General features: G+C 60.7%; 14 protein-coding genes and 2 pseudogenes. 12 read left to right on the top strand and 4 right to left on the bottom strand.

Annotation, left to right across the window (positions count from 1 at the left end; all coding sequences use genetic code 11):
* Nucleotides 1-179: 179 nt before the first annotated feature.
* The 6 genes from ACZ9BB_RS20825 (at nt 180) to ACZ9BB_RS20800 (ending at nt 6,851) form a co-directional block, all read left to right on the top strand.
* Nucleotides 180-1,247: a DUF2333 family protein gene (locus tag ACZ9BB_RS20825; RefSeq protein ID WP_007937222.1), complete on the top strand. Its 1,068-nt coding sequence runs from the start codon at nt 180-182 to the stop codon at nt 1,245-1,247.
* 3 nt (nt 1,248-1,250) lie between these two features.
* A complete protein-coding gene (locus ACZ9BB_RS20820) occupies nt 1,251-1,820 on the top strand; it encodes an NUDIX hydrolase (RefSeq protein ID WP_476215817.1) in 570 nt (189 codons plus the stop codon).
* Nucleotides 1,821-2,008: 188 nt separating this feature from the next.
* Complete coding sequence (locus ACZ9BB_RS20815) at nt 2,009-2,380, top strand: translation initiation factor Sui1 (RefSeq protein ID WP_007914613.1); 372 nt, start codon at nt 2,009-2,011, stop codon at nt 2,378-2,380.
* Nucleotides 2,381-2,599: 219 nt separating this feature from the next.
* Nucleotides 2,600-4,513, top strand: coding sequence for an arginine decarboxylase (speA, locus tag ACZ9BB_RS20810; RefSeq protein ID WP_476215815.1), 1,914 nt, complete (start codon nt 2,600-2,602; stop codon nt 4,511-4,513).
* Nucleotides 4,514-4,746: 233 nt separating this feature from the next.
* Nucleotides 4,747-6,057, top strand: coding sequence for a contractile injection system protein, VgrG/Pvc8 family (locus tag ACZ9BB_RS20805; protein ID WP_476215814.1), 1,311 nt, complete (start codon nt 4,747-4,749; stop codon nt 6,055-6,057).
* The gene (locus ACZ9BB_RS20800; protein ID WP_476215813.1) at nt 6,054-6,851 is read left to right on the top strand and encodes a DUF4123 domain-containing protein; all 798 of its coding nucleotides are present in this window, start codon (nt 6,054-6,056) and stop codon (nt 6,849-6,851) included. The genes ACZ9BB_RS20805 and ACZ9BB_RS20800 overlap by 4 nt, the downstream gene beginning before the upstream one ends.
* 23 nt (nt 6,852-6,874) lie before the next feature.
* Here the strand turns inward: ACZ9BB_RS20800 and ACZ9BB_RS20795 are convergent, their stop codons facing one another.
* Both ACZ9BB_RS20795 and ACZ9BB_RS20790 read right to left on the bottom strand, forming a co-directional pair.
* A complete protein-coding gene (locus ACZ9BB_RS20795) occupies nt 6,875-8,215 on the bottom strand; it encodes an MATE family efflux transporter (RefSeq protein WP_476215811.1) in 1,341 nt (446 codons plus the stop codon).
* 93 nt (nt 8,216-8,308) lie between these two features.
* Nucleotides 8,309-8,602 carry a hypothetical protein gene (locus tag ACZ9BB_RS20790; RefSeq protein WP_476215809.1) on the bottom strand — a complete coding sequence of 98 codons (294 nt, stop codon included), beginning with the start codon at nt 8,600-8,602 and terminating at the stop codon, nt 8,309-8,311.
* 292 nt (nt 8,603-8,894) lie between these two features.
* Here ACZ9BB_RS20790 and ACZ9BB_RS20785 point away from each other — a divergent pair, with 292 nt between their 5' ends.
* From ACZ9BB_RS20785 to ACZ9BB_RS20770, 4 genes are read left to right on the top strand one after another with little or no spacing between them, the layout of a single operon-like run.
* A complete protein-coding gene (locus tag ACZ9BB_RS20785; protein ID WP_129438809.1) occupies nt 8,895-9,197 on the top strand; it encodes a MazG-like family protein in 303 nt (100 codons plus the stop codon).
* Nucleotides 9,197-9,946 carry a methyltransferase domain-containing protein gene (locus tag ACZ9BB_RS20780; RefSeq protein WP_476215808.1) on the top strand — a complete coding sequence of 250 codons (750 nt, stop codon included), beginning with the start codon at nt 9,197-9,199 and terminating at the stop codon, nt 9,944-9,946. The genes ACZ9BB_RS20785 and ACZ9BB_RS20780 overlap by 1 nt, the downstream gene beginning before the upstream one ends.
* A 12-nt stretch (nt 9,947-9,958) precedes the next feature.
* Nucleotides 9,959-10,576: a DUF4136 domain-containing protein gene (locus ACZ9BB_RS20775; protein WP_476215806.1), complete on the top strand. Its 618-nt coding sequence runs from the start codon at nt 9,959-9,961 to the stop codon at nt 10,574-10,576.
* A gap of 53 nt (nt 10,577-10,629) precedes the next feature.
* A complete protein-coding gene (locus ACZ9BB_RS20770) occupies nt 10,630-11,187 on the top strand; it encodes a DUF4136 domain-containing protein (protein WP_476215804.1) in 558 nt (185 codons plus the stop codon).
* Between the two features lie 288 nt (nt 11,188-11,475).
* Here ACZ9BB_RS20770 and ACZ9BB_RS20765 read toward each other — a convergent pair.
* Together ACZ9BB_RS20765 and ACZ9BB_RS20760 are read right to left on the bottom strand one after the other, a co-directional pair.
* A pseudogene (locus tag ACZ9BB_RS20765) lies at nt 11,476-13,464 on the bottom strand (PAS domain-containing protein); the annotation flags it as partial.
* On the bottom strand, nt 13,461-13,670 hold the full coding sequence (locus ACZ9BB_RS20760; protein ID WP_476215803.1) for a TadE/TadG family type IV pilus assembly protein: 210 nt from the start codon (nt 13,668-13,670) through the stop codon (nt 13,461-13,463). The pseudogene ACZ9BB_RS20765 and the gene ACZ9BB_RS20760, both read right to left, overlap by 4 nt.
* Nucleotides 13,671-13,745: 75 nt before the next feature.
* Here ACZ9BB_RS20760 and ACZ9BB_RS20755 point away from each other — a divergent pair.
* A pseudogene (locus tag ACZ9BB_RS20755) lies at nt 13,746-13,973 on the top strand (prepilin peptidase); the annotation flags it as partial.
* A gap of 116 nt (nt 13,974-14,089) precedes the next feature.
* Nucleotides 14,090-14,878 carry a response regulator gene (locus tag ACZ9BB_RS20750; RefSeq protein ID WP_476215801.1) on the top strand — a complete coding sequence of 263 codons (789 nt, stop codon included), beginning with the start codon at nt 14,090-14,092 and terminating at the stop codon, nt 14,876-14,878.
* The last annotated feature ends 229 nt before the right edge of the window (nt 14,879-15,107 follow it).

The raw sequence follows: 15,107 nt of genomic DNA, 5'->3' as shown, positions 1-15,107 counted from the left end.
CAGTTTCTGACCGACTGGTCTCATAGGCTCGACGCTATGCTTCATTTATAGTGGCGGCTCGATTGCAGTCATGGTGCGGCTCGCTATGTCCCGCAGGATTTAATACGCGGCAAAATGAGGCACGATGGCGTAGGGTTGTGGTCGAACCGATGAACTCAAGTGATTGAAAGGATATCGCCATGCTGGACTGGAAGAACCGCACGGGCAGCGCGCCTGAACGTGCCGCTGAGCCGAAATCGGCCACCCGCAGTTATTTCGGCGGCCTGTTGTTCAGCCGGGCGCTGGCCACTCTGATTGGCCTTTACCTGTTGGTGGCTATCGCGCTGGGCTGGTATTGGAGCCAGGAGCCGGCGCTGTTCCCGGTTCAGCAGAATGCCCAGGTGGCGGCCGAGAAAGAAGGCAAGCAGATGGTGGTCGGGTACACCACGGTGGAAACCCTCAAGACCGTCGCCGGTACCTTGCTGACCAAACCGGGTGGCTATATTTCCAACGACCGTTTCCCGCCGGGCCTGTGGATGGACAACATGCCGAGCTGGGAATATGGCGTGCTGGTCCAGGTCCGCGACCTGAGCCGTGCGCTGCGTAAAGACTTCGCCCGTTCCCAGTCGCAGTCCGCCGAAGATGCCGACCTGGCCAAGGCTGAACCGCGTTTCAACTTCGACAACAAGAGCTGGGTGCTGCCCTCCAGTGAGTCCGAGTACCAGGAAGGCATCAATTCCCTGAGCCGCTATCAGGCACGTCTGTCGGGGCCTGACCAGAAGAGCGCGCTGTTCTATGCCCGCGCCGACAACCTGAACAACTGGCTGGGTGATGTGGGGACCCGTCTGGGCTCGCTGTCGCAACGGCTGTCGGCCAGCGTTGGCCGGGTCAAGCTCAACACCGCACTGAAAACCGAAGTCCCGGCGCTCGGTCAGGTACCGCAGGTTGACGAGGAAGTCGTCGAAACCCCGTGGATGCAGATCGATAACGTGTTCTACGAAGCTCGCGGTCAGGCTTGGGCGTTGTCCCATCTGTTGCGCGCCATCGAAGTCGACTTCGCCGATGTGCTGGCGAAGAAAAACGCCACGGTCAGCGTGCGCCAGATCATCCGTGAGCTGGAAGCCTCGCAAGAGCCGGTCTGGAGCCCGATGATCCTCAACGGCAGTGGCTTCGGCGTGTTGGCCAACCACTCGCTGGTCATGGCCAATTACATCTCCCGGGCCAACGCCGCGGTGATCGACTTGCGTCAGTTGCTCAATCAGGGCTGAGTCATGGTTGATAACTCCGTTGATGGCATGCGGGAGGCTGCGCACCGTGCGGCCTCCGATGCCGAGCAGATCGCCTGGGTCGACGAGCAGGACAACCTGCTCGGCGCTCTGGTCCGCTCCGACCTGCGCGAGCGCGGGCTGATCGGGCGTGGCACCTACATCATGCTGTTCAATTCTGCCGGTGAGTTGTGCGTACACCGGCGCACGTTGAGCAAAGCGATATACCCCGGTTACTGGGACGTGGCGGCCGGCGGCATGGTGTTGGCCACCGAGACTTACGCCGAATCGGCGGCCCGTGAGCTGGAAGAGGAATTGGGCGTGAGCGGTGTGGAACTGACTGCTCACGATCACTTTTTCTTCGAAGACACCGGCAACCGACTCTGGTGTTCGGCGTTTTCGGCGGTCTGGGATGGCCCGTTGATCCTGCAGCCGGAGGAAGTGCTGGAAGCGCGCTTCATCCCGATCGATCAGGTCATGCTGGAAATCCAGCAAAAGCCTTATTGCCCGGACTCTCTGGCAGCTTTACAGCGTTATCTGAAGGCCCGACAAACCGACGTCGCAAAGAAGGTATAAATTGGCGCCGATTGGCTCTTAGCAAGTCGGCTTTTTGCCGTTACACTGCGCGACCTTTTCAAACTGAACCGGTACTGCTTTTTGTAGAGGCGTCCGGCTCAGTAGCGCTGCCCCTGCCTGAGTGGGGCTTCGCGGTCGATGGCACTTGCTTGCCGCGACCAGTCTTTGTCCTCCCAAGAGGATTGCCGGTGGCCAAAAAAGCCGCATCCTTCGCCGCCCTTGGTGGCCTGGTATTTTCCACCGACGCAGGTCGTCATTGCCCGGAATGCAGTAAACCGGTGGACGCCTGCATCTGCAAACAAACCGTTATCCCGGCCGGCGATGGCATCGCTCGCGTGCGTCGCGAAAGCAAGGGCCGTGGCGGCAAGACGGTGACGACCATCACCGGCGTGCCGTTGGCCGAAGACGCACTCAAGGAACTGGCCACCACGTTGAAGAAACGCTGTGGCACCGGTGGGGCGTTGAAAGACGGGATCATCGAAATCCAGGGCGATCATGTCGAGCTACTGTTGGCTGAGCTGATCAAACACGGTTTCAAAGCGAAGAAGTCCGGCGGCTAGCAGCCTCTGTGAAAACCACCCGCGGCTTGATCCAGCCCTGATAGCCTTCAGGTCTGGCGTCGTCTCCATGGTTTTCACAGAGCCTGTTCATGACCGGTTTCTAAACTCACTGCGGTCAGCGAGGTCTACCCCCTCGTTGACGAACCGTCATTTTCATTCTTTAGACTGCGCCGGCCTGAACCCAGGCGACGCTCTATGACTTCTTTATAGGGGACTTCGATGTCCGTACGACGCACACGCAAAGACGATGGCAGCCAATGGACAGTTGCGGACAGCCGCAGTGTTTACGGGATTCGCCATTGGGGGGCCGGGTATTTCGCGATCAACGACGCCGGTCGCGTCGAAGTTCGTCCGAACGGTCCGACCAGTTCGCCTATCGACCTGTTCGAGCAAGTCGACCAGCTGCGCCAAAGCGGCCTGTCGTTGCCGTTGCTGGTGCGTTTCCCTGACATCCTGCAAGACCGCGTGCGTCAGCTGACCGGCGCATTCGACGCCAACATCGAGCGCCTGGAATACCAGAGCAAGTACACCGCGCTGTACCCGATCAAGGTCAACCAGCAAGAAGCGGTGATCGAAAACATCATCGCCACCCAGAACGTATCGATCGGTCTGGAAGCCGGCTCCAAGCCGGAACTGCTGGCGGTACTGGCGCTGGCGCCGAAGGGCGGCACCATCGTTTGCAACGGTTACAAGGACCGTGAGTTCATCCGTCTGGCGCTGATGGGCCAGAAGCTGGGCCATAACGTGTTCATCGTGATCGAGAAAGAATCCGAAGTCGGTCTGGTGATCGAAGAAGCGGCGTCGCTCAAGGTCAAGCCGCAGGTCGGCCTGCGCGTGCGTCTGTCGTCCCTGGCGTCGAGCAAGTGGGCAGACACCGGTGGCGAGAAGTCCAAGTTCGGCCTGTCGGCGGCGCAACTGTTGTCGGTGGTCGAGCGTTTCCGCGCCGCGGGCCTGGACCAGGGCATTCGCCTGCTGCACTTCCACATGGGGTCGCAGATCGCCAACCTGGCGGACTACCAGCACGGTTTCAAGGAAGCGATCCGCTATTACGGCGAGCTGCGCAACTTGGGCCTGCCGGTGGACCACATCGACGTCGGTGGCGGCCTGGGTGTCGACTACGACGGTACTCACTCGCGTAACGCCAGTTCGATCAACTACGACATGGACGATTACGCCGGTGTCGTGGTCGGGATGCTCAAGGAGTTCTGCGACGCGCAGAGTCTGCCGCACCCGAACATCTTCTCTGAAAGTGGCCGCTCCCTGACCGCCCACCACGCCATGCTGGTGGTTCAGGTGACCGACGTCGAGAAACACAACGACGACGTGCCGAAGATCGATAACAAGGAAGAGCTGCCGGAAACCGTGCAGTGGCTGGTTGACCTGCTCGGCCCGACCGACATCGAAATGGTCACCGAAACCTACTGGCGCGCCACGCACTACATGAGCGACGTGGCCACTCAATACGCCGATGGCAAGCTGACCCTGGCGCAAAAAGCCCTGGCCGAACAATGCTACTTCGCCGTTTGCCGTCGCCTGCACAACTCGTTGAAGGCCCGTCAGCGTTCCCACCGTCAGGTGCTCGACGAACTCAACGACAAGCTGGCCGACAAGTACATCTGCAACTTCTCGGTATTCCAGAGCCTGCCGGACACCTGGGCCATCGGCCAGGTCCTGCCGATCCTGCCGCTGCACCGTCTCGACGAAGAGCCGCTGCGCCGTGCGGTGCTGCAAGACCTGACCTGCGACTCCGACGGCAAGATCAAGCAGTATGTCGATGAGCAAAGTATCGAGACCAGCCTGCCGGTGCACGGTCTGAATGATGGTGAAGACTATCTGCTGGGGATCTTCCTGGTGGGTGCCTACCAGGAAATTCTCGGCGACATGCATAACCTGTTCGGTGACACCGACTCGGTGAACATCTACCAGAACGCCGATGGCAGCGTGTACCACGCCGGTATCGAAACCCACGACACCATCGAAGACATGCTGCGTTACGTGCACTTGTCGCCGGAAGAGCTGATGACCCACTACCGCGACAAATGCGCCAGTGCCCGCATCACCGCCGCCGAGCGTACCCAGTTCCTCGACGCTTTGCGTCTGGGGCTGACCCGTTCCTCTTACCTGTCTTCTTGAGGTAAGGCTCCGTTCTCATCGGGTTGTCTGAAAATTCTCCGTACAGTGCGGAAATTTCAGATGACCTGGTGCGGGGCTTCTCTTTTTTCAAGTGAAATGAACCACAGACCGGGCTATCCAAGCGATGTGGTCTTCTTTTCACGTAGGTCATTTCCTAAGTTGTATTTCGGCACTCTACTCGGCCATGTCTCTCAGCGAGAATCCCCGGCCGCCCCTCCTGTAGAGAATCGCCGATGTTCGATCCAGTCAACGAGCCGTCATTTCGTCTGGATATCGCGGGTCTTCCCGACCCCTTTGAGGTCCTCGCCTTTACCGGTAGTGAAGCCATCAGCGAGCCTTTTGTGTTCGACGTGGATCTGCTGAACGATGACCCGACGCTGGACCTCGCAAGCCTGCTGTATCGTTCGGCCTTTTTGCACTTCGGGCCTCGGGGACAGGGTGTCCACGGGCAGTTGCTGGGCCTCGTTCAGCTCGGCCATGGCGGTGAACCCAGGCTATGTCGTGTGCGTCTTGGCCCCAGGCTGGCTTGCCTGGGCCAGCGCTTCAATCAGCGAATCTTCAGCGATCGCTCGGTGCCGCAAATACTCGCTCAGGTACTCAAGGACCACGGCATTGCCGGCAAGGATCGCCGCTTCGATCTGAGCGGCGATTACCCGCCCCGTGATTTCTGCACGCAGTACCGTGAATCGGACCTGCAATTTCTCCAGCGTCTGTGCGCCCAGGAACGGCTGCATTACTACTTCGAACATCGCGCACGCGGGCACTGTCTGGTTTTCGGTGATGGTCTGGGGCAGTTTCGCCGTGGCGAAGAGGGCGTGTTCGAGGGTGAGGGGGAGCGGCCGGGCGTGTATCAGTTCAAGCTTCACGGCGGCGCGCAGAGTGCCGAAGGCCAGACGAACCTGGCGACGCTGCGCAGTGGTCAACTGATGCCGCTGTGCGGCCACCCGTGTGTGGACTGGAATCGTCTCTGGCTGTTGACTCATGTCGAGCATCAGGGAGGGCAGGCCCCCGGGCTTGCTTATAGCAACCAGTTGCGCGCCGTTGCGCAGGATGTGCCTTTCGTGGCGGCTCATTCGGTCGCGAAACCGAGGATGCACAGCCTGCAGCGGGCGTGGGTGATCGGGGTTGATGAGTCTCAACCGGATCCGTCCAGACCGGTTGCGGTGCAGTTCGATTGGCTCTATCAGGGCGAAGGCGCAGCCCCCAGCCACTGCTGGTTACCGTTGGCTCCCGAATTGGAAGGCCCGTTGTATGAAGGTACGCAAGTGCTGGTGAGCTTTATCGAGGGCGATCCGGATCAACCCTTGATCAGCGGGTTTCTTCCCGGACCAGCGTCCAGCGCCGAGCCAGCCATACCCGACCTGCAACCCTCCTCGACGACTAATGCCGGCCCGGTACTCGACGGCTTGCTGGGCCTGCTGCAATCGAGCGAACCCTTGGTACTCCTGTGCCTGCTGCCCGGCGGGGGCAGTTTCAGTCATTGCACGCAATCGCTTTGCACTTGCCGGGCGGCGACGCAGTCCGGCCAGAGCGGTGCGGCATGATCGCCGTTCAGGCGCCCGACTCGGCCCCGCAATGGCTGTTGCTCGATGTTCCGGGCGTGCCTGGGGCCGGTGTGACGCTGCGCCAACAGTTCGCGCATGCTCGATGGTTCCGGCTGTTCGAAGGTACCGAGCTGCATTCGTTGCGTGAACATGGGCCGCTGTTGGTCGACCTTCGCGAATGTCCGACTCTGACTGAGCTGTACCGGAATGAGCCACACACCTGGGGCGGGTTGCTGCTGGTCAGTGATGCATCGTCATCGCAACTGCTGGAGCATTTGCGACGCATGCTCACGGTCACCCTGGGCCTGCATCATCGGGCGTTGTTGAGTTACTACAACCCACACACGGCGAGTTATTTTTTCGATGCCTGCGATGCGCAGGAGCTGAGTCGCTGGCTCGGTCCGATCGACCAGTTACGCTGGTTCGGGGGTACCTGGGCCGACCGGGCCATCGGCTGTCAGGGCTGGCAGCAGTTGTTTAATCCGCGGCTTGCCGTCAGGCCGCTGGCCATCGAAGAAAACCTCAACCCGCGTCAGCGAGACACCTTGCAAACCTGCTTGCTGGAGCAACATGCCTGGCGCTGGAGCCGATCCACCGGGGCCGACTACAACAGTTTGTGGGCTCATCTACAGGAAGGGCTGGCGTTGGGTTTCAGCGAGCGTCCGGTACTCGATGGCTGGTTATGGCTGCGCTTGCAGCACCCCGACGCGACGCCCAGGCAGCCGTTGGCGGGAATCACCCAGCAAGAGCGTCTCGATAGACTGCGCAACCTGTGGCAGAACGATCAACCCTGAATGTGCTGAAGGCCTGTCCCGTGTCAGCCTGTGAGCCAGCTGTCATTCTTGCGCAAGTACCAGGCGAACGCGCCAAGGGTCAGGCTGCGCAGCAACATGAACAACAGGAAGGTTATCCACAGCCCGTGGTTGCCCAAGCCTTGCAGCACCCAGGCGAAGGGCAGCACCAGGATCACCGTCAATAGCATGCCGTTGCGCATTTCCCGGGCGCGGGTGGCCCCGATGAACAGGCCATCGAGCAGGTAGCTCCAGACGGCAATCAGCGGCAGTGCGGCGAGGTAGGGTAGATAGAGGTAGGCGGTGTCGCGCACGCTCTGGATGTTGGTCTGCATTTCGATGAACAGGTGCCCGGCGAACAGAAACAGCAAGGCAAATCCCAGGCTCGCCAACAACGACCAACCGCATGCCACTACCAGTGAACGGCGCAGGGCCTCTCGGTCGTGAGCACCGATGGCGTGTCCGCACAGGGCTTCTACGGCATGAGCCAAACCGTCCAGCGCGTGGGCGGTCAGCAGCAGGCCGTTGAGCAGCAACGCGTTGGCGGCGACTGTGGCATCGCCCAGCCGCGCGCCCTGCACGGTGATCAGGAAAAACACCGACTGCAATGCCAGACTACGAATGAAGATGTCGCGATTGACCGCCAGTAGCGGGCGCCAGCTCTGCCACAACGCCAGCGCGGCCCAGGCGATATGGCCGGGATAGGCACGCAGGGCTTTGCGGGTCATGAACAGGCCGATCAGGGCGCCAGTCCACTCGGCGATCACCGAGGCCCGCGCCGCGCCGACCACGCCCCAATCCAGGCCGAGCACAAACCATAAATTCAGCGCGATGTTGACCAGATTGGTACTCAGCAGAATCGCCAGCGGTGCCCTGGCATTCTGGGTGCCGAGAAACCAGCCCACCAGCGCATAGCTGGCCAGTGCCGCCGGCAAGCCGAACAGCCGCGTGTGGAAGAACTCGCGGGTGAGCTGATCGAGCTCCGCCGACGGTTGCATGAAGTGCAACGCGACCCCGCTCAACGGCACGCCCAACGCCCCCAACAGAATGGCCAGGCCCACGGCCAACAACAGACCTTGCAGCAAAATCTGCCGCAACGCCGCGCCATCCCCACGCCCGGCAGCCTGAGCGGCAAACCCGGTGGAACCCATGCGCAGAAACCCCATGGCCCAGGCCAGAAAGGTGTACAGACTGGCGCCCACCGCGACGGCACCGAGCTGATGAGCATGGGGCAGGTGGCCGATGACGGTACTGTCGACCAGTGCTACCAAGGGCACGGAAATGTTCGAGAGAATCATCGGGGCGGCGAGCGCCCAGACACGACGATGGGTCGGACGGTCGCGCCAATCGGCAATCAGGTTGGACATGCAGGCTCCTTGGGGGCGCCTGCATTGTAGCGATGAACTCGGAATCTGCATCGATCCATTGTGGGAGCGAGCCTGTGTGGCGAGGGGGCAGCCTTAATGAATAATCCAGCTCAGCAACCACAACCCCAGCAGCAACCAGATAATCCCCATGATGATCGACGCGTTCATGAAGGCGCGGATCGCCGCCCATAGCAGCATCAGCCCGAGGATCAAGGTGATGATGCTGATGATCGAGGTTTCCATGCCCAATGCCTGGGCCAGCCCTTCGACAAAATTGCTGCCAGCGTTGCTCAACAGATTGAACAGGCCGCTAAGGGCGTCAATGATAAAGCGGATGACCGAACCAATGACCTGACCGAGCCATTCGAAAAAACTTTCTACCTGCATGTGTGCGTCCTGATGGAGTAGTGGCGTGGTTGCCGGATCCGAGCCTTGGGCTATTGATCGTGCTGCCGAGTTCCCGACCGTCCAAGTATGGCGCAAACATATCAGTAGCAGCTGCCGAAGGCTGCGTTCGGCTGCGCAGCAGTCGTGAATACGGCTGACGCGGTCTGCCTGACGTACCGCAATCTCTGGTTTGACGACTGCTTCGCAGCCGAACGCAGCCTTCGGCAGCTGCTACATAGACCTTGCCTTCACCCGCCATCCCCTTGAAGCTATACGCCTTCAGGAGAGCCCGATGAACCTTGTTGAACTGACCGAACGCCTGCACGCCATTCGCGACCGCAATGACTGGCGGCAATTTCACAGCCCGAAAAACCTGGCCATGGCCGCGAGCGTGGAAATGTCCGAGCTGGTGGAAATATTCCAGTGGCTGACCGAAGACCAGTCACGCCAGTTGCCGGCGGACACACTCGCCCATGCCGGGCAGGAAATCGGCGACATCGTGCTGTATCTATTGCTGCTGTGCAGCGAGTTGGGGTTGGACATGAATGAAGTGGTGCGCAGCAAACTCGCGGACAGCGAACGGCGGTTCAGCTGATGAGTGACCGTCATTTCGATCAGCTGGCGACCCGCTTCGCCGAAAAAATCTACGGTGGCGCCAAAGGTGCGATACGGCTCGCCGTGCTGCAGGCCGATCTGGCCGAAATCCTGCCGGAGCGCCCGTTGCGCGTACTGGACATCGGCGCCGGCCTGGGCCACATGTCGTTGTGGCTGGCCCAGCGCGGTCATCAGGTGACCCTGGCCGAACCCGCCGAACCAATGCTTGAAGGCGCTCGCCAGCGCTTCGCCGAAGCGGGGCAGACGGCAACGTTCATTCAGGCACCGTGGCAGGATTTGCTCGGTCAGCTCACCGAACCCTACGACCTGGTGCTGTGCCACGCCGTGCTGGAATGGCTGGCCGAACCCCATGCGATTTTGCCGGTGTTGCATCAGCTGACGAAGCCGGACGGCTGGTTGTCCCTGGCGTTCTATAACCGCGATGCGTTGATCTACCGCAACCTGCTCAAGGGCCATTTCCGCAAGATGCGCAAGAACGACATGGCCGGCGAAAAGCAGAGCCTGACCCCGCAGCGGCCGCTTGATCCACGGGAATTGGCGGCGCAACTTGAGAGCATGTGGCAGGTCGAAACCCAGAGTGGGGTGCGGGTTTTTTACGACTACATGCCGGTGGAATTCCAGGGCCGCGTCGAACTGCCGGACTTGCTGGAAATGGAACTGGCGCACCGCCGTCACCCAAGCTTCGCCGGGCTTGGGCGCTACTTGCACTGGATCTGTCGGCCAATCTGACCGGAGCACGAAATGAAACGTCGTTCAGGGTTACTGGTGATCTGTCTCGGGTTGGTGGCCTGTCAGGGCAGCAACCCGTATGTCGCGACGTCCAATCCCCTGCCACCGGCACCGCCCCACGCCGCCAGCACCTTTGACCGCAGCGCCTATCCGGCGGCGCCACGGGATTACGGCCGCTATCGCAGCTGGGCCTGGCTCGATGGGCGTTTGCCACCGGGCACCGCTTGGGCCGACTCGGCGCAGGTGGCCGAAGTTGTCAGCAATGCCCTTGACCAACGTGGCTTGCGCCCGCTGCACGACAACCGCCCGGCGGACCTGCTGGTCAGCGCCGATCTGCATCTGGAAACCCGCTTGCGTCAGGTGCAGGACGACTATGGTTACGGCGGGGGTTATTACGGCGGCGGTTATAACCGCTACGGTAGCGGTTACGGCATGTACAACACGGTGCCGGTCATCCGGACTTATCAGGTACAAGTGGTGGTGGTGCGGGTCGATCTGTTCGACGCGAGCAGCGGGCAGCCGGTGTGGAGCGCCAGCGCCGAAACCAGCAGTCAGGGCAACCAGAGCGAACGTGCCGACGCCCTGCGCGAAGCTGTCGAAAAGGCCATGTCGGCGTATCCTCCTAGTTAGCTCCCTATAAAGGGCGCGCCCCGCAGGTGCATGTCTTCTATCGGAGAAAAATCATGTTCCGCCGTCTCGCTTTACTGACCCTCGCCGCGCTGCTCAGTGCCTGCGCCGCCAACCAGGTCAATCATGACTTCGATGCTAGCCGCGACTTTGCCGCCTACCGTAGCTGGAGCTGGAAAGAGCCCGCCGTGCAATACCTTCCTGACGACCCGCGGATCAAGAGTGACCTGACCGAGCAACGCATCCGCCAGTCTGTTGCCGATCAGCTGGATCAGCGTGGCTTGCGCCCGGCTGCCGCTGGCGCCAAGGCAGACCTGAGGGTGCAGACCTATCTGATCGTCGAAGATCGTCAGCAACAGGTGACCACTAACTATGGCGGCAGTTGGGGTGGCCCATGGAATGGCTACTGGGGCGGGCCGATGTACAACGAAACCCGCAACGTCAGCTACAAGGTGGCGACCATCCAGATCGACCTGCTCGATGGCAAGGACGGCAAACTGGTGTGGCGCGGCAGCGACGAGCAGACGCTCAGCCGCACACCGAACCCGCAGGATCGCAGCGATAAAATCCACGAGACGGTCGGGCGGATATTGGCTAACTATCCACCGCACTGACCCTGAACTATCCAACACCACAGCCCTGTAGGAGCGGGCCTGTGGCGAGCGAGCTTGCTCGCGTTGGGCTGCGTAGCGGCCCCAAAAATCTGACAACCGCTGCCGATTTTTGTGAGTGCTACGCACTCAAGCGGGAGCAAGCTCCCTCGCCACAGGTTTCCCTGATTCAAGACTCTCTTTTGTGAACAGCATTGCTCTCCCCGCATGCAGTTTCGTAAAACGGCCTGGTGGCGACGCTGCCGATCAATCTGGCGGGGCAGGCGCAAATCACGGCCCAGGTGCAGGGTGGCCCACGGCCTGAATCTCAAGCAAGCGGCCCTGCTCATCGAACACCCCGCGATCCGACCAGACCCTCCATGCATGCTCCCGTCCCGGCAATTGCAGATTGATTTGCGCGGTGCTGACCGGGAACTCCGGGCTCAGTCGACTGAGCCGCTGAAGAAACGCTTCGCGCTGTTCCGGCGACATCCAGCTGCCCAGGTTCACCCCCGGCAATTGTTCGGGTTGGCATTCCAGATAAGTCGCCAGCGGCTGGTTGCCAAAGGTCAACGTCAGGTCGGGAAGGTAGCGGCAGATCATCGCCGGGGAGTCTTCGACGAGGATGCGGTAGCGCTCTTCACTCTGTTTTACCTGCTCGGCAGCCAGGGTCGCTTCGGTGACATCCAGCCACAGGCCTACGGCTTCCACCGGCAACCCGAGGTCGTCGCGCAGCAGTTTGGCTTCGTCGAGCAACCAGTGGAAATCGCCGCGACTGTCGCGCAGCCGATACCGGGCGCGCACCGAACCTTCGCGCAGCAGTTGTCGGGTGCGCTCGAAATAGCGATCGCGGTCTTCGGGGTGGACCCGTTCCACCAGCGTGCCTGCTGCGCAATCGGCGAGCGACCAACCGAGTAGCGGCAACAGGCTGTCGCTGAAGAATGTCGGTTGCAGTGCACCTTCGACATAGCGTTGCACGTAGATCACCGCCGGTGAACTGGCGATCAGGTTGTCGAGCCGGGCATGGGCGGCAGCGGCGTTCTGCTCCTGATTCTTGATGTCGCTGATGTCGAGCATAAAGCCCACCAGCCGACGGTTTCTGCCGATGCCCTGGGCCTGGCCTTGCAGTCGATACCAGATCGGCGTTTGCGCCAGGTCGGGGCGATGCAGGCGTACGCACAGCAACAATGGCGAGCCTTCGTCCTGCAAGGCTTGCAGGCGAATCGTCAGCTCTTCGCGGTCGGCAGGATGGACCTGTTCGAGCCAGTCGTGCAGCGGCAAGCGAGTACTCGCAAGGTTCAGCGTACTGGCGAGCGATGGCGCCAATTGCACTTGGGCAGTGTCGCTGAAGACCTCCCACCAGCCAGTGCCGAGCAAGGCCTGCAGAGACTCCAGCCGCTCCAGTTGCAGATGGTGCTGATGCTCGCGCAAGCGCTCGAGCAGCGGCCCGGCGAGGGCGGCGGTGAGTTGCAACCAGTCGCGCTCGCTCAGGTCGGGGGCTTGCTGTTGCACCGGATAGAAGCCACAGAGCAACCAGGCGACCACGCCCTGGGCATTGCGATAGGGCACCGCGAACCCTTCGGCATTGCCGAAAATGCTTTGCAGGCGCGGATGCTCGCCGGGGGGCAACTGTTGGGGGGCGGAGCCATTCAAACTGTCGAGGCCGGTGCCCAGGCGTTGATTGATTTCCCACAAACGGGGCGCATCAAAAGCTGCGTACTGCTGGTGGATCAGCCAACCGTCTGCCTGTTCATCGAGCAAGGCCATCGCCATGCACGGGATTTGAAAGCGCTGGGCCAGGCCTTGCAGTTGCTCCGCCAGCACCTCGGGCAGGCGCGTCAGGCTGCACAGGCGCAACTGTTCGCTAACCTGCGCCGCGAGTAGCTGGCATTGTTCGCGGTTGCGTGCTTGTCGGCGTTCGAGCAACAGGTCGCCGATGTCGATCAACTGCAACAGCCATTTTTCGCCCAATGGTTGCACCCAGCCACGCAGATGCAGCGGTTGTTCGCCGAGGCTGAAAAAATCCAGGTCAAGGCTCTGTCCTTGCCAATCAGCAGGCGCCCCTTCGACCGACAGGCTGCTATGGGGCATGAGGTAGTCGAGCAGGTGCGGTGATTGCGCGTCGGGCATTTGTTGCGCCAGCAGATGCCGCAGCGGGCCACCCAGGTGAATCACTCGACCTTCGTCATCCAGATGCAGCTGCAAACCGACACGCTGCACGCTCGCAGGGTCTGGCGTGTTCGGGGTCTGTGGCGGATGGCGATTGAGCAGACGCCCGAAGAGTTTGTCCCCGGAACTCAAAATTGCAGGCTCGATCGGGCGGTAAGGGTCGCCGGCAGATTGGGCACCGAGCCGATCCCCGGTAGCACCAGGAACGGCAGCACTTGATTCAGTTTAGGCAGACTGTAACTGACCAGCCCATAAAACACGGCGAAGAAGATGATGAACACCAAGGCGAACTCAATCGCCACGGCACCTTTTTGTTTGCGGGGGAGGCCTGTTTTCATGAGTCCGTCTACCCTGACAGTCACTGCGTAACATCAGCATAGAATCATTCAGCCAAAACGGACGTTTTTTGCCGGATGCAGAGCTTTGTCCTCGCGACGGACGGCATGCACCTGCTCGGCGGCTTCATCGGCGCCGGGTTGGCCAGTGCGCTCTGGCTGCTGCTGGCGCCAAGACTCTGGCTGCATATGAGCCAGAGGCTTAGGGAGCGTCTTCGCTACCTGGGGCCTGGAACGTCAAAAAAGCAGCCATTTGCGCCGTTCGTGCTGGTGGGCATGTTGCTCACACTGGCCTGGATGCATTAGTCGCCGGCTGCTACCTGTTCTATGTACATAGTTGGAAAGTGCGTCTACTTTCAAAACAGTTGTTGTACAGCCTGTGGTAGTCGGTCGGTCAAGCCAGACTTGGCATGGAGTGACACGTGAACAAGCTTGCCTCGGCAATAAAAGTCCTTGTGGTCGATGACGATCCATTGATTGTCGACGAACTTTGCGAGTTCATCGAGCGCAATGGTTATCGCTGTGTTCCTTGCCAGTGCGGCAATCAGGCGATCGAGCGTTTCCGCGAAGACACGAATATCGGCCTGGTGCTCTGTGATTTGCAGATGCCAGACATGGATGGCATCCAGCTCGTCCAGGCGCTGCAGCGGTTGTCCGGCAAGCACCGGGCGTTCGAGGCGATCATGCTTACCGGGCATGCAGACAAGCAGGATGTGATCAAGGCCTTGCGCATCGGGTTCGCCGATTACTATCAGAAACCGATTGATCTGGCTGAGTTGCTTGAGGGTTTGCAGCGCCAGGAAGTGGTCTTGCAGGAGCGGCAGAAGAACCTGCAGTTGGGGCATTTGAGTCAGAAGCTGCAGTACCTTTGTGAATCTATCGATGATCTTTATCAGGACCTGGACAAGGTTCGTCGGGGATCGTCGCCGGTGCCTGTGGCCGATTCGGTTAATGGTGCGGTCAGCGAGGCGGAGCGGATGGAGATGCCGGCGGTTTTCCATCAGTTGTCGCCGCGGCAATTGGAAGTGGCGCGGTTGGTGGGCAAGGGGCAGACCAATTATCAGATTGCCTGTGAGTTGGGGATTACCGAGAACACGGTGAAGCTTTATGTGTCGCAGGTGTTGCGGTTGACGCATATGCATAATCGCACGCAGGTGGCGTTGGCGTTGTCGCCCGGTAGCGCTGGCGTGCGGCGTATTACCGCGCACTGAATCTCTTCGATCGCTCTGCATCTGTAGGAGCGAGGCTTGCCCGCGAAGGCGGCCTGACAGCCGACCTGTAGTTTGTTGACTGAGTACATATCCATTGCTGCGGTAACGGCCACTTAGGGTTTCGCCCTTACGGCGAGGCACTTTTGGCAAACGCCCCAAAAGTACCCAAAAGGTCTCGCCCCAAACGTACGGCCCCTCGCTAAGGCTCGGCGTTCCTTCGCTCCGGTAT

This window comes from Pseudomonas sp. TE3552, assembly GCF_056278945.1.
The sequence above is the reverse complement of the archived record's forward strand: the minus strand, read 5'-3'. Positions and strand labels throughout refer to the sequence as shown.

What these genes read in the sequence shown, in the direction of transcription:
- ACZ9BB_RS20825 (WP_007937222.1), top strand. Translation starts at nt 180, where the DNA reads ATGCTGGACTGGAAGAACCGCACGGGCAGCGCGCCTGAACGTGCCGCT.
- ACZ9BB_RS20820 (WP_476215817.1), top strand. Translation starts at nt 1,251, where the DNA reads ATGGTTGATAACTCCGTTGATGGCATGCGGGAGGCTGCGCACCGTGCG.
- speA (WP_476215815.1), top strand. Translation starts at nt 2,600, where the DNA reads ATGTCCGTACGACGCACACGCAAAGACGATGGCAGCCAATGGACAGTT.
- ACZ9BB_RS20805 (WP_476215814.1), top strand. Translation starts at nt 4,747, where the DNA reads ATGTTCGATCCAGTCAACGAGCCGTCATTTCGTCTGGATATCGCGGGT.
- ACZ9BB_RS20800 (WP_476215813.1), top strand. Translation starts at nt 6,054, where the DNA reads ATGATCGCCGTTCAGGCGCCCGACTCGGCCCCGCAATGGCTGTTGCTC.
- ACZ9BB_RS20795 (WP_476215811.1), bottom strand. Translation starts at nt 8,215, where the DNA reads ATGTCCAACCTGATTGCCGATTGGCGCGACCGTCCGACCCATCGTCGT.
- ACZ9BB_RS20790 (WP_476215809.1), bottom strand. Translation starts at nt 8,602, where the DNA reads ATGCAGGTAGAAAGTTTTTTCGAATGGCTCGGTCAGGTCATTGGTTCG.
- ACZ9BB_RS20785 (WP_129438809.1), top strand. Translation starts at nt 8,895, where the DNA reads ATGAACCTTGTTGAACTGACCGAACGCCTGCACGCCATTCGCGACCGC.
- ACZ9BB_RS20780 (WP_476215808.1), top strand. Translation starts at nt 9,197, where the DNA reads ATGAGTGACCGTCATTTCGATCAGCTGGCGACCCGCTTCGCCGAAAAA.
- ACZ9BB_RS20775 (WP_476215806.1), top strand. Translation starts at nt 9,959, where the DNA reads ATGAAACGTCGTTCAGGGTTACTGGTGATCTGTCTCGGGTTGGTGGCC.
- ACZ9BB_RS20770 (WP_476215804.1), top strand. Translation starts at nt 10,630, where the DNA reads ATGTTCCGCCGTCTCGCTTTACTGACCCTCGCCGCGCTGCTCAGTGCC.
- ACZ9BB_RS20760 (WP_476215803.1), bottom strand. Translation starts at nt 13,670, where the DNA reads ATGAAAACAGGCCTCCCCCGCAAACAAAAAGGTGCCGTGGCGATTGAG.